This window comes from Roseibium alexandrii DFL-11 (assembly GCF_000158095.2).
Classification (GTDB): Bacteria; Pseudomonadota; Alphaproteobacteria; order Rhizobiales; family Stappiaceae; genus Roseibium; species Roseibium alexandrii.
In genome coordinates this window covers 4207128-4220431 of the sequence record NZ_CM011002.1, presented here as the reverse complement: position 1 = coordinate 4220431, position 13304 = coordinate 4207128, and the positions used below count along the sequence as shown (strand labels likewise).

Genomic DNA, 13304 nt, shown 5'->3' with positions numbered 1-13304 from the left:
TGCAATGGTTGTCAGGAAAGGCTGCGTCAGCCTTGTCCATAAAGGTGGTCTGCGAGGGTCAGGACGATCTGATCAACGACGGCCTCGTGAGGCACGTCTTTCGAGGTCACTGTCAGCTGAGCCTGCGCATAGACCGGTTCGCGTTCGGCCATCAGCTTGCGCATGGTGCCTTCCGGGTCTGGATTGCGCAGAAGCGGACGCGTTGAGCGGCGGCGCACCCGCGCCATGACAGTCTCAAAATCCACCTTCAGCCAGATCGACAGGCCGTTTGTTTCAATTTCCGACCGGGTCGCATCGCTGATGAAAGCACCGCCCCCGGTGGCCAGCACCTGTGGCCCTTCCTGGAGAAGCCGGGCAATCACACGCTCTTCACCGCTGCGAAAATAAGGTTCACCGTGTTCTGAAAAGATTTCCGAAACGGTCATGTTCGCAGCGCGTTCGATCTCGCTGTCAGCGTCCACAAATTCCAGGCCGAGCCTTTGAGCAAGGCGCTTGCCCACCGTTGATTTGCCGCATCCCATGATACCGACCAATACAATTGACCGTTTGCCAAGTGCAGCAACAAGGTGCTTCAGATCAACCGTGTCTGCCCCCCTGCCATCGGCAGGGTTCGGCGACATCTGGGTGTTTTCGTGTTTCTTCATGGCGGCGTTTTACCATATTCGCGGCAAAACGCACGAGGGCACAGCGGGAAACATCAGCGCTTGCGCTGCGCAGCGAACTTGCAACAGACAACAGCTTGGGGAACCATTCAAACAAATCTGATTCGACACCAACGGAGACCACCGTGCCAACGCTCACACGCCTCTTGATCGTGCTTCTCATCTTGGGCGCACTCGGCTACGGCGCGGTCTATTCTCTCGCGACATTCGTGGAACCACGCGAACGCGAGATTACCGTGCGGGTCAAGAAGGATGGGTTTGGCCGCTGATGGCAACCGGGTTCGATCTGGAAAACTTCCTGGAAATGCTCGCTGCAGAACGGGGCGCGGCGGAAAACACGCTGGCAGGCTATCGGCGGGACCTGGAGGACTTTTCCGATTTTTTAGGCCGGACAAAACTGGCTGAGGCAAACTCGGACCACATCTCGGGCTATATGAGCGACCTAACCCGCCGCGGGTTCGCAGAAACGTCTCAAGCACGGCGGCTCTCGGCCCTCAAGCAGTTCTACAAGTTTCTTTATTCGGAGGGCAGCCGCCAGGACGACCCCACCAGGACGCTGTCGGCACCTAAGAAACGCGGCAGCCTGCCAAAAGTCCTTTCAATGGACGAAGTTGATCGCTTGATCGAGACGGCACGTCAGCAAACAAAAGTATCTCACAAATCAGCCGCAGCCGCCTTGCGCGCGCAGCGCATGTACACCCTGATCGAGGTGCTTTATGCGACCGGGCTCCGGGTCTCCGAGCTGGTGGCTTTGCCGGTCACCGCCGCCTTGAGGGACGCACGGCTGATTGAGATCAAGGGCAAGGGCGGCAAGGAGCGCCTCGTTCCTTTATCTCATGCTGCTCAATCTGCCATGAAGATGTATGTCGGGCTGCGTTCGGCGGAAGGCGCTTACGAAAACAGTCCGTGGCTGTTCCCCTCCCATGGCGGAAGCGGGCATTTGACCCGTCAACACTTCGGCCGGGACCTCAAAGACCTCGCGATTGCAGCAGGCCTGGATGCGTCGAAAGTCTCCCCGCACGTCTTGAGACATGCCTTTGCATCGCATCTCTTGCAAAACGGCGCGGACCTGCGCGTCGTTCAGCAACTGCTTGGCCACGCGGACATTTCCACCACGCAAATCTATACTCACGTTCTGGATGAGCGGTTGCGCGAACTCGTGGAAACGGCTCATCCACTGGCCCGGAAATAGACCGCAAATCCTCTGTTGCGCCGCAGCAAAGCAACACCTACACTCCGCTGCCTAAAAATTTAGCACCGGACTTGGAAACATGCTGCAGCCCGCCAGCACCTACGACAAACTCACTAGAAATTTCATGTGGCCTCAGCCGGCGGCGTTCAACATGGCGTCCGTTGTCAGCGATCAATGGGCAGCTGCAACACCGGATCGGCTGGCGATCCGGCGTGTTTTTGATGACGGGCGGACCGAGGACTGGAGCCACCTGGAACTGAACCGGGCGGCGAACCGGTTTGCGAACGCCCTACAGGCACTCGGAGTAAAGCCCGGTGACCGGGTTGCGCTGCTCCTGCCGCAAATCCCGCAAACCGCTATCGCGCATCTTGCGACTTATAAGATCGGTGCGATCGCGGTTCCATTGGCCGCCCTGTTCGGCTTGGAAGCTCTCAGCTACCGGCTGTCTGATTCCGGCGCAAATGCTTTGGTGACGGATACCGCAGGCCTCGCCAAGCTGAGCGAAGTTCGGGACCAACTCCCCGGTTTGGACTTGGTTATCTCCGTTGATGGACCAGAGCAAGGTGTTGCCGCTTTTTCTGATTTGCAGGAGCTTTCTTCAGACACATTTCAAACAGTTCGGACCCGGCCGAATGACCCCGCCTTGATGATCTATACCTCCGGCACCACGGGCCAGCCCAAGGGCGTACTTCATGGTCACCGTGTGCTTATGGGGCACATGCCGGGGATCGAACTCTCACAGAACTTCCTTGGGCAACCGGACGACCTCTTCTGGACGCCGGCCGATTGGGCTTGGGCGGGCGGTCTGCTGAACGCCCTTTTTCCAGCACTGTCGCTCGGGGTTCCCGTTGTCTGCCACGCTTCACGGAAGTTCGATCCGGAATTCGCATTCCGGCTCTTGGAGCAACAGAAGATTCGCAACGCTTTCATTCCACCAACCGCATTGCGCATGCTGCGGGCCGTCGAGAACCCGGCCAGCCGTTTTGCGTTAAACTGGCGCAGCGTGGGTTCAGCCGGAGAATCCCTCGGCAAGGAGACCTACGACTGGTTCGCCGATGAATTTGGCTTCAAGGTCAACGAGTTCTATGGCCAAACCGAGTGCAATGCCGTTCTCGGCTCCAGCGCGGCCTTGGGTGTCACCCGCTCTGGTGCAATCGGCAGGGCAACGCCCGGCCATGACGTGGCGATCATTGACGAAGCTGGAAACCCTGTACCATCGGAAACGCTCGGCCAGATCGCTGTGAAGCGTCCGGATCCCGTGATGTTCCTTGAATACTGGAACAAGCCGGAGGCGACGAAAGAAAAGTTTATCGGCAACTGGATGATCACCGGGGATCAAGGAGTGATGGATGAGGATGGATATGTTCATTTTGTCGGCCGCGACGATGACCTCATCACCTCTGCCAGTTACCGCATCGGTCCGGGGGAAATCGAAGACTGCCTGATCAAACACCCGGCCGTTGCGCTTGCTGCAGCAGTTGGAAAACCGGACCCGCTGCGCACCGAAATCGTCAAAGCCTATGTGGTTCTGAAGACCGGGGAGCAACCGACACCCGCCCTGGAAGACAGTATTCGCTCGTTCGTTCGAGACCGCTTATCCGCGCATGAATATCCGCGTGAAATTGGCTTTGTCGACAACCTGCCCATGACCACTACGGGAAAGGTTATTCGCAGAATACTGCGCAATCAGGCCCGCGAAGAAGTCGCGTAAAACAAGCACCGCCTCAATTGGGGAAATCAGGCTGCCAACAGGGCGGAGAGATCCGCATGGCTGTCCACCACCTTGTGCGCGCCCGCACTTTTGAGCTGCTCCGCGTGACCATCATGACTGTGCCCGCCGCCGACAAATCCCCAAACGGTCATCCCGGCAGCAAGGCCAGCCAAAACACCATTTGAACTGTCTTCGATCACCAGGCAGTTTGCAGGTTCAATACCCAGTTTCTCGGCCGCGAACACAAACAGATCCGGCGCCGGTTTGCCGTTGGTCACTTGTTCGCCGGAGTAGATATGCGGTGCGAAATAGTCGTGAAGGCCCGTGTGCTGAAGCTTATGGATCAGGCGGTGGAGGCGCGACGATGAGGCAACCGCACGCGGACCGTCATGCGCTTCGAGCAAGGCTTTGATCCCGGCGATTTCTGCAAGTTCGGAACTAATCCGCTCCAAGGTGGCGGCATCAAGTTCCGGGCCAAACGTTTCGGGCAAAGGCCCCTTGCCTAATGCTCGGTGGTCGTCATCCAACTTGGCCCAGAAATCGGCGCTTCCAAGCCCCTGAAAGCGGCTCATGTAGTCGTCCAGGCTATAATTCAGTCCGATCCGGGCGAGATGCTCACGCTCCACCTCAACATAGATTTTCTCAGAATCGACCAAAACGCCATCGCAGTCGAAGAGGATTGCCTCAAAAGTCATATCATTCCGTATTTGTTAGTGTGAGCCGTCGAAGAGACCTTTAACCACTTGTCTTTGAAACAAGATGACAAGGATAGCGGGAGGCAAAACGGCGACAACCGCGAGCATGACGCCAGAGAGGCTGTTCTGTCCGAAAAACTGCATCCCTCTGACAACCGTGTAGGACGCTTCATCAGATGTGATCATGACCGGCCAGAGGTACTGGTTCCAGCCTGTGACGAAAAGCACCAGAAACAGGGCAGATGCGGTGGGCAGGCACAAGGGCGCCAGGATATCGGTCAGGAACCGAAGGGGCCCCGCTCCATCCAGCCGCGCTGATTCTTGGAGCGTGTCGGGAACCGTCATCAGGAATTGCCGAAAAAACAAAGTTCCAAGTCCGGACGCTGCGAGTGGCAAAATCAGTCCGGCATGCGTGTTGACGAGACCAAGATCTGCGGCAACAGCGTAAGTGGCCAAAAATCGGGATTCCAACGGAAGCATCAAGGTCAGAAGCAGCAGCCAGAAGATAAACGTCGCGAACCGTACCCTGAAATAGAGAAGCGCAAAGGCCGCCAGAAGCGAGAGCACGGTTTTCAATGCAGCAAATCCAGCGCCGAAAATGAAGGAATTCCAAAGCATCAGGACAGCCGTCACATCGCCGGAAAAACCTGCATTTGTCGTGAGAAACGCGGTGTAGTTCTCAAGACCATGTCCGCCCAGGTCCAAGCGCGGTGCGATCCGTGTGCCAGGCGCATGCGTGGTCGCTGCAAACAATGCGTAAACCGGCAAACTCATGAACAAAGCCCCGGTTATCAGGATTACATGGTCAACAAATTGAGCGCGAAAACGCTGCCATGATGGCATCAAGAGTGTTCCGGAAAAGAAGAAAGAGCGCGGAGAGTAGACACATTCGCGGCGAATTGAAAAGGCTTAGGGGCAGGACCTATCTATTTGATAGAATTGGCGCAGTAAACGGCGATGAGCTGCAAGGAAAAGCGCGACAAGCGGGCTTCCTGCCCGGTTGAGCGGTTTGACGTAGCGGATCGAAGCCGTTTTTACATTCCCGAGGAATAGAGTGAATTAGCCCGGCTACGTCGTTGCAATCCTTTGAAAACCGGGTGGTTTCCTGCAGCATTGCGCCTCGTATCCGAACAAATTCATCCCTACCAATTCATCCAAATTAATGGGTCCTGACCCTAGAGCACAACAATTCCCGAATGCTTCGCCTTGTGTTCCGGCTCCACATGGATGGTAATCCGGGCACCCGGAACACCCTCACTAATGGCTGCCTCGATCCGGTCGCAAATCTCGTGGGCAGATTCAACGGTCATGGACCCGGAAACCACGAGATGAAAATCAATGAAGGTCGTCTTGCCAGCAATACGCGTTCGTAAATCGTGCGCTTCGAGCGCGCCCTCGCCTTGCTCGGAAATCTGCAGCCGGATTTTTTCAAGAACATCGGCCGAGGCTGCCTCATCCATAAGGCCACCGACAGATTCTTTCACCAGTCCCCAACCGGACCACAAGACGGTGAGGCCAACCAAAATCGCCAACACCGAGTCCAGAATCGTCCAACCGGTCAAAAGAACGAGAACCACGCCAATGAGAACACCGAGGGAACTGACAACATCGGTGAAAAGATGTTTGCCGTCGGCGACAAGCGCCGGTGACCGGACTTTACGGCCGACCCGCGTCAGATAGGCGGCCCAAAGGCCATTGATCAATGCGGCCAGAACATTCAGACCAATGCCGAGCGGCGAAAAGTCCGGACTGTCCCCATGAACAAGCCCTATCCAGGCGGCCCTGAAGATCGACAAGGCGGCCAGCACAATCATCACGCCAACAAGTACGGCGGCGAAATACTCTGCCTTGTCATGACCATAAGGATGATTGCTGTCGGCAGGTTTTGAGGCGAACCAGACCGCTATCAGAGCTGCGAAGGACGAGGCGACATTGACGATTGTTTCCAGCGCGTCGGAGTAGAGCGCCACAGACCCGGTAAGCCAGTAGGCACCGAATTTCAGGCCAAGGACTACAAGACCGATTGCAATGCTGAAAAAGGCAATACGGAGCTGCAAGCCAACCGCCATTAAGACCCCCCTAAGGCCTCGGCGGCCCGCTGGTTTTCTGAGCGCTGCAAGGGGTAACAGGTTTTGACCTCAAGACAACCGGCAATCGGGACTATCAAGTGAAAACCGGGGACCTATAAGCGATCAATGCTCAAACAGCACTTAGACTGAAAGCCTTCAAAAAATCCCCGGCTGTTGGCCGGGGTACTTTTGGGGGGCTGACGATCTCTCCGCATTTGTGCGGGTCGGCTCGAAGCAGGGACTAAAATCCCTTTTTCCAATCCATGGCCGCAGCGCCAATGATCTGGCCGGGCCCCTCATTGTCCTCAACCTGGATCAGGATGATACACCGGGCATCGCTAATCAGGTTCAGTTTCGTCTTTGCCATGCGAAATGTCTCTTCACCGCCCGACCACATACCCATTGGCATAAGATCGCGAACAACGTTCACATAGGTGATTTCGCGACCGGCATTTTCGCCCCGGCCAATGTCCACTGTCGCTTCATCCTGCACGCGGAGGAAATAAACGGTCGCCATTTTTGCGCCCGCAGGCAACTCACCGCTGACCTTAGCTTCAACGGCCATATCCGAGATTTTCAGCGTCACGTCGGTTGCTAGCGGCTCGGCGCGCTTCAAGGCAGCCCGGACATCAGCCTCGCGGCTACCGACAACATGTTCCTCACCGTTGATCACCATCTGCGGCGTGTAAACCGACCGGTCGCCGCGTTTTTGCGCATAAGCGCGCTGGCGCTGCGAGTGGACAGGGCTTGCCATCGTGTCTTTCCATCCAAGGTAATCCCAATAATCGACCGGCAAAACCAGCGTCAGGATGTCCGCCTCTTCCTGTACAAACTGCTCGGCAAGCCGGTCAGCCGGCGGGCAGGAAGAGCAGCCTTGGCTGGTGAAGAGTTCAACAACTTTTTGCGGTCCCGCGTTCGCTGCATTCAAGGAAATGCCCGCCGCAAGTAATCCGCAAATAAAAATGAAACACGCTCGGACAGCGTGTCGTGCTGTCCGGGTATGGATGCCCACCATTGGCTCTCTTCCCGTAACTGTTTTCAGTAAGATAGGTAGGCGCCTTGTAAAGAGCGAGTCACGTGGCGGTGATAGCGCACGCACCAATGGTTTCTCGCACGTTTGTGAAAACTGGATCACAGGCCGTGATCAGCGTTAGGGTCTCACCCCTCGGCCATAATCTTCCGCAGCTCCGGAAGGAAACCGGTCTCATAGCTTTGTGGATCGAGCGGACCGATGAACTTGTAGCGGATGGTGCCGGTCTTATCGACAATGAAGGTTTCCGGAACGCCGTAAACACCCCAGTTGATGGCTGTCCGTCCGCTGTCATCGACGCCGATGCGGTCATAAGGATTGCCGAGACTTCCAAGGAAACGGCGCGCATTCGCCGCTTTGTCCTTGTAGTTGATCCCCAGGAGCTGGAAGCCATCCAGCTTCGCCAATTCTTCCAAGAGCGGATGCTCCTGCCGGCACGGGCCGCACCAGGACGCAAAAATGTTCACGACGGAAACCTGACCGATCAGGTCTTCACGCGAAAATCCGGGCATCGGAACGCCGTTTTCAGACAAGCCTTCCAGCGGCTCCAAGGAAAACTCCGGCGCAGGTTTATTGATCAGCGCGGACGGGATCTTGCTCGGATCGTCACCAAGCGTCAGCTGAAACAGGAACAGCCCGGCAAGCGCCGCAAAAACAATCAGAGGCAGCAGGACGAGGACCGGAAAGCCACGTTTTTTGGGCTCAGATCCGGTACCATTTTCAAGTGTGCTCATAAGGCCTGAGTGCTCCTGTCTTCCGGCCGCGCGCGTTTGATGCCTTGGTCAGCGAGGTCGTTCAGAGCTTTTTCCTGCGCAGCCTTATCCAATCGCACCCATGCGATCAGGACCAGAATCGTCAATAGGCACAGTCCATAAGAGGCGAGGATAAATCCGGCGTGCGGTCCAAGATCCATGGTGTCACTCCGCAGGTTGGGCGGCCCCGGCAGGACCTGGCTGTGCGGCACTGGCTGCACGCATCCGCAGAGCGCGGACACGCCGCCGCAGGATTTCATTGCGCATGGCCATCAAGTGAAGAACAAAGAACATCAGCGTGAAGGCAACGGCCATCACCAACAGCGGCCACAAGATATCCGGGTGAATGGTCGGGCCATCAAACCTCATCACACTTGCCGGCTGATGAAGTGTGTTCCACCAATCGACGGAGAACTTGATAATCGGCAGGTTCAAGGCTCCAACGAGGGTCAGAACCGCCGCAGCTTTCCCGGCCTTGATAGGGTCTTCCATCGTGCGCCATAGGGTCATCAGTCCCAGATACATGATGAAGAGAACGAGGACGGACGTCAGGCGTGCATCCCAGACCCAGTAGGTGCCCCACATTGGCTTGCCCCACAAGGATCCGGTCACCAGCGCCATAAAGGTAAAGGCGGCACCGATCGGAGCGGCACTTTTGGCCGAAACGTCCGCCAGCGGATGTTTCCAGACCAGAGTGCCGATCGACGACAGGGTCATGACCGAATAGCACATCATGCACAGCCAGGCGGCGGGCACATGTATGTACATGATCCGCACCGTGTCCCCTTGCTGATAGTCCTCCGGCGCGACGAAGAAGCTCATGTAAAGCCCGACCGCGAACAACAGGAGACACAGCCCTGTCAGCCAGGGGAGGACCACCTGCACGAACCTCAAAAACCGCGTCGGATTTGCGTAATCCCAGAATGCCATGGAACCGTTCTAATCTAGAGCGTTGCCTGCTTCAATGGACAAGTCTGCCGCAGGAGGCATTGAGGGCGATAAATATGGCGTTAGTCTGACGCAAATCGCAGTGCTGTTGCAGATGCAATCGGGCCAACAACGGCCGCAATGAGAGACAACGCGCACAGGATCAGGAACGGCGTCAGGAAAGGCACAGGATCACGGATCGCAGCATCAGCCGAACTGACGCCGAAAATCAGAACAGGGATCGCAAGCGGGACGACCAGCACTGCCAGCAGGAGGCCACCACGGCGCAGGGAGACCGTCAGCGACGCGCCGATTGCGCCGATTAAGGTAAGCGCCGGGGTTCCGACCAGTAACGTTGCGGTGACCGCCGCCATAGAGACCGGATCGAGATTGAGGAAGATACCGAGCACGGGCGCGGCGACCACCAGGGGCAAACCCGTCGCGGTCCAATGCGCCAAACACTTGATCAGGACAACCAGCTCCAGGGGACGGCCCGCCATTAGCATGAGATCGAGTGTTCCATCATCACGATCCGCTTGAAACAGGCGATCCAGTCCAAGCAGCGTTGCGAGCAAGGCCCCGATCCAGAGGATTGCAGGACCGATCCGTGCCAGCAGATTGAGATCCGGGCCGACACCGAAGGGAATGACCGTCACAACGGCCAGGAAAAACAAAACGCCGACCAAGGCGCTTCCGCCCACCCGAACCGACAGTCTCAAGTCCCGTTGAAACAAGGCCATCGCCCAGCCCGTCATAGGAAGTCCTCCTCAAGGACCTGCTCAGCCGGTTGCGCAGCTTCCAGATGCAGTGTTTGAATTTTGGCCAACACCAACTCTGTATGGGTCGCTGTAATTATCAAACCGCCAGTTTCCAGGTGGCCATTCATCAAACTCAGCAGCAGGGCTTCGGAGTTCTTGTCCAGCGCAGAGGTCGGCTCGTCCATCAACCAGATCGGCCGCGACGTCACCAACAGCCGGGATAGCGACAACCGCCGTTTTTGACCTGCAGACAGGTAGGCAGCGGGCAAGTGTGCCGTGTGACCAATCCCGAGCAGTTCCAAAGCTTCCATCGGCTTACGAAGCTCGCCGGTAAAACCGGTTGCAGCTGTCGGCGCCGTAAAGCTCTGCCAGAATTCCAGATTTTCGAGAACCGACAATGCCGGTTTCACCGAATCTTGGTGGCCAAAATAATGGGCGTGTTCATGCGCAGGACTGTCGTCTTCACCACCATCGAAACGGATCGTGCCACCCGCCAGAGCAACCAGGCCCGCCAGGGTGCGCAACAGTGAAGACTTACCGATACCATTCGCGCCGGTCACCACAAGGGCTGTGCCTTGGCTCAGAGTGAAGGAGAGGTTTTGAAACACCCGGCGCCCGCCGCGATCAATTGTCAGGTTCTCAGCAATAAGGGTCAGGACACCGCTCCGGAAAGTCGTACAGCTCGTCTGCCTTGTTAGTGCGATCTTGAGGGAAATGGCAAGCGCACTCTCTGCAGCAAACTGCTCTGCATTCTGATCTGTACGTTGTCGTCTCGGCGATGCCGCAGCTGCAAGCCACGGAATGTTAATGTCCCCATGTCATAAATACGGAAGAATACGCAAAAGGAATTTTTCGTGCAGTCTCCGGACAACTCGACGCCTAAAACCGGTCAGGACGCGAGCCTTGCTGCGCAGGTGAAACAACTGGCCACGCGGGCGTTTGGCCTTTTGGGGGCAGGCGGAACGGATAATCAAGCCGCACAGCGGATGGCCATCGCAACTTTTGGAATTCGTGTTGGCGGAGCAGCACTCGCATATCTGTCTCAAGTAGTCCTCGCACGAATGCTTGGTGCCTATGACTACGGTATCTTCGCCGTCGCCTGGACATTTGTGATTATCCTTGGCGTCATGGCCTGTGGCGGGTTTTCCTCCTCTGCCAGCAAGTTCATTCCAAAGTACCGCGAGGCCGGAGATCCGGACAGCCTTCGGGGTTTCATCAGCACCAGCCGCCGGTCGGTGTTCTTGATCGGATCGACGATAGCCGGTGCCGGGATTGGGGTCATCGCACTGCTGCACTCGGTGATCGATCCAAGTTACGTCGTTCCGTTGTCCGTCGCCTTGCTCGCCTTGCCGTTTTTCTCCTACGCCATGGCACAGGACGGCATCGCGCGCAGTTATGATTGGCCGTTCCTGGCAATGCTGCCAACCTATATCTGGCGCCCCGCAGCACTCCTGATAATCATTCTAATTTTTCTTTTGCTCGCCGGTGAAGCAACCGCAACCACTGCGGCAATGGCAGCGGTCTTGTCGGCGTTTCTAGTCGCCGCCTACCAGCACATTCACCTCAACCGGCGTTTAAGACCAGTTTTGCCGAAAGGGCCCAAGGCGACCGATATCCGGCTCTGGATTTTAATTTCCCTACCGATGCTGGTTGTCGATGGCTTCTTGCAGCTGATCACCAGCGCTGACGTCATCATGGTGAGTTTCTTTGAAGAACCGGATCAGGTCGCAATCTACTTCGCAGCCTCCAAGACACTGGCTCTGGTGCATTTTGTTTATTTTGCCGTGCGTGCCGCCTCTGCGCACCGGTTTTCCCGCTATCTGCACAGCGATGACATGACCGGCCTTGCCGCTTATGTACGTCAGGCGGTGCACTGGACCTTCTGGCCGTCGGTTGGAGCCGGCATCGGCTTGCTGATCATTGCCCCGTGGCTCCTCGAACTGTTTGGATCCGGTTTTGCAGACGGCTACCTGCTGATTGCTGTTCTGATGGTTGGCGTGCTTGCACGTGCTTCTATCGGTCCAGCCGACGCACTTTTGACCATGACCGGACTGCAGAAAACCTGTGCGGTCATTTATGGAACAACGTTTGTCTTAAACGTCGTTCTAAATCTCATTTTCATCCCATGGCTTGGCTTAATGGGCGCGGCAGTTGCCACGAGTTGCGCAATTTTATTTGAAACAACCGCTCTTGCTTTTGCAGCCAAACGAAAGCTCAATATCACAACGTTCATTTTGCCATTGATGTTTCAAGCCAGGAACGCCGCCGCTTGACCGATCCATCGGATAGGAAGGATCAGCTGGAAGTCCTCTGGCTTGACCCACTCGCGCCCGAAACGCCGCTGGGCCATTGGCAGGATCTGGCAGACAACTCCGTTGATCCAAATCCTTTCTTTACACCGGGGTATCTTCAGCCTTTTCTGCGGGCCTTTCCGTCAGCAACGGTCCGCCTCTTGGTCATACGAGAAAAAGGATCCAAAAACTGGCGGATGACAGCACCTATCGGGCGTCGCCGGGCAGGACTTGCTGTTCCGGTTAAGACGACATGGACATCTTACTACGCGCCGCTCGGAACTCCGCTTTTGCGAGACACAGGCGGACTTGACGATGTCGCCGCTTTCGTCGAGGTCGGGGCTGGATCTGCACGTCTCATGGCCATGCCCTTTCTGCCGTGCAACAGCCGGGTTGCATCTCTGGCTAAAAAGATAACCGGCTGGGAAAACCGCTGGCCCGAGAAGCTTTCCCGCGCAGGCCACGGCTCCGGAGACCTTGGAGAAACCCAATACAAAGCCGCGATGTCCGGAAAGCGCCGCAAGGAAATGCGCCGGCAATTGCGCCGGCTGGAGGATCACGGCCCAATTCGGATCGCCCATCTAATTGGTGAGGAGGCAATCAAAGGCTTCGAAAAGTTTTTGAAGCTCGAAGCCGAAGGCTGGAAAGGGCGCGCGGGCACCGCGCTCTCAAGCAACCCGGAGACGGCGCTCTTCTCCAGAAACGTGATCAAGAACCGCTCTTTGAACAATGGCGTTCGCATTGATCAGCTTTGGGCCGGAGAATCCCTGATCGCCTCGCTCGTCCTTTTCATTGAGGGGTCTCACGTCTTCTCCTGGAAGATCGCTTTCAACGAGACGTTTGGGCGGATGTCACCGGGTGCCCAGATTGCAGCCATTTCCATGAAACAAAATCTGAAAAGCCCGGACATCCTAGAAGCGGACTCTCTGGCTGTCCCCGGTCATTCCATGATCGAACCGCTCTGGCGCGGCCGGGTCGATATTGGAACGTTGATCCTCTCAAAAGGTTATTTGGGATCTTCGCTCGCAAGACTCACTGCTGCAGACCTCAAATTAGAGCGCTCGTTGCGTAATAAAGCGAAGACCTTGAAGGCCTTTTTCAGCTGACGGCCCCGGCAATCAGATCTGCAATATGTAGCCAAGTGCTTCTCTCACCTTCGCCCGACGGCATTACTCCCCGATCTCCATAAAAAAACCCCGGGGAAAAACCCCGGGGGT

At 56.6% G+C, this 13304-nt stretch carries 15 protein-coding genes; 5 read left to right on the top strand and 10 right to left on the bottom strand.

All coding sequences use genetic code 11. From position 1 onward, the window contains the following. Positions 1–26 precede the first annotated feature (26 nt). Positions 27–644 (bottom strand): shikimate kinase, encoded by a 618-nt coding sequence (locus SADFL11_RS19525; RefSeq protein ID WP_008191828.1) that lies wholly within the window; start codon positions 642–644, stop codon positions 27–29. 143 nt (positions 645–787) lie between these two features. Between SADFL11_RS19525 and SADFL11_RS25335 the strand changes: the two genes are divergently transcribed. The 3 genes from SADFL11_RS25335 to SADFL11_RS19515 all read left to right on the top strand — a co-directional run bounded on the left by SADFL11_RS25335 (position 788) and on the right by SADFL11_RS19515 (position 3565). Then, a complete protein-coding gene (locus tag SADFL11_RS25335; RefSeq protein ID WP_008192774.1) occupies positions 788–931 on the top strand; it encodes a hypothetical protein in 144 nt (47 codons plus the stop codon). Further along, positions 931–1854 carry a site-specific tyrosine recombinase XerD gene (xerD, locus tag SADFL11_RS19520; protein ID WP_008190800.1) on the top strand — a complete coding sequence of 308 codons (924 nt, stop codon included), beginning with the start codon at positions 931–933 and terminating at the stop codon, positions 1852–1854. The genes SADFL11_RS25335 and xerD overlap by 1 nt, the downstream gene beginning before the upstream one ends. A 79-nt stretch (positions 1855–1933) precedes the next feature. Continuing rightward, positions 1934–3565, top strand: a complete 1632-nt coding sequence (locus tag SADFL11_RS19515; RefSeq protein WP_040451080.1) for an AMP-binding protein — start codon at positions 1934–1936, stop codon at positions 3563–3565. Positions 3566–3591: 26 nt separating this feature from the next. Here the strand turns inward: SADFL11_RS19515 and SADFL11_RS19510 are convergent, their stop codons facing one another. From SADFL11_RS19510 to ccmA, 9 genes are all read right to left on the bottom strand, one after another. Beyond that, positions 3592–4260 (bottom strand): HAD family hydrolase, encoded by a 669-nt coding sequence (locus tag SADFL11_RS19510; RefSeq protein WP_008189380.1) that lies wholly within the window; start codon positions 4258–4260, stop codon positions 3592–3594. 15 nt (positions 4261–4275) lie between these two features. Continuing rightward, positions 4276–5034, bottom strand: coding sequence for an ABC transporter permease subunit (locus SADFL11_RS19505; protein ID WP_209002656.1), 759 nt, complete (start codon positions 5032–5034; stop codon positions 4276–4278). A gap of 401 nt (positions 5035–5435) precedes the next feature. Next, positions 5436–6329 carry a cation diffusion facilitator family transporter gene (locus SADFL11_RS19500; protein ID WP_008191231.1) on the bottom strand — a complete coding sequence of 298 codons (894 nt, stop codon included), beginning with the start codon at positions 6327–6329 and terminating at the stop codon, positions 5436–5438. 241 nt (positions 6330–6570) lie between these two features. Then, a complete protein-coding gene (locus SADFL11_RS19495; RefSeq protein WP_208981297.1) occupies positions 6571–7257 on the bottom strand; it encodes a DUF1223 domain-containing protein in 687 nt (228 codons plus the stop codon). Positions 7258–7487: 230 nt separating this feature from the next. Continuing rightward, a complete protein-coding gene (locus SADFL11_RS19490) occupies positions 7488–8093 on the bottom strand; it encodes a DsbE family thiol:disulfide interchange protein (RefSeq protein ID WP_008192946.1) in 606 nt (201 codons plus the stop codon). Beyond that, positions 8090–8272, bottom strand: a complete 183-nt coding sequence (ccmD, locus tag SADFL11_RS19485; protein WP_008189521.1) for a heme exporter protein CcmD — start codon at positions 8270–8272, stop codon at positions 8090–8092. The genes SADFL11_RS19490 and ccmD overlap by 4 nt, the downstream gene beginning before the upstream one ends. A 4-nt stretch (positions 8273–8276) precedes the next feature. Then, the gene (locus tag SADFL11_RS19480) at positions 8277–9041 is read right to left on the bottom strand and encodes a heme ABC transporter permease (protein ID WP_008196280.1); all 765 of its coding nucleotides are present in this window, start codon (positions 9039–9041) and stop codon (positions 8277–8279) included. An 80-nt stretch (positions 9042–9121) separates the two neighbouring features. After that, positions 9122–9793: a heme exporter protein CcmB gene (gene ccmB / locus SADFL11_RS19475; RefSeq protein WP_081450514.1), complete on the bottom strand. Its 672-nt coding sequence runs from the start codon at positions 9791–9793 to the stop codon at positions 9122–9124. Continuing rightward, positions 9790–10452, bottom strand: coding sequence for a heme ABC exporter ATP-binding protein CcmA (ccmA, locus tag SADFL11_RS19470; protein WP_050776009.1), 663 nt, complete (start codon positions 10450–10452; stop codon positions 9790–9792). Before ccmA ends, ccmB begins: the two co-directional genes overlap by 4 nt. Before the next feature lie 198 nt (positions 10453–10650). Between ccmA and SADFL11_RS19465 the strand changes: the two genes are divergently transcribed. Both SADFL11_RS19465 and SADFL11_RS19460 read left to right on the top strand, forming a co-directional pair. Further along, positions 10651–12069 (top strand): lipopolysaccharide biosynthesis protein, encoded by a 1419-nt coding sequence (locus tag SADFL11_RS19465; protein ID WP_008194760.1) that lies wholly within the window; start codon positions 10651–10653, stop codon positions 12067–12069. Continuing rightward, positions 12066–13193 (top strand): GNAT family N-acetyltransferase, encoded by a 1128-nt coding sequence (locus SADFL11_RS19460; RefSeq protein ID WP_008191369.1) that lies wholly within the window; start codon positions 12066–12068, stop codon positions 13191–13193. Before SADFL11_RS19465 ends, SADFL11_RS19460 begins: the two co-directional genes overlap by 4 nt. Positions 13194–13304: the final 111 nt, after the last annotated feature.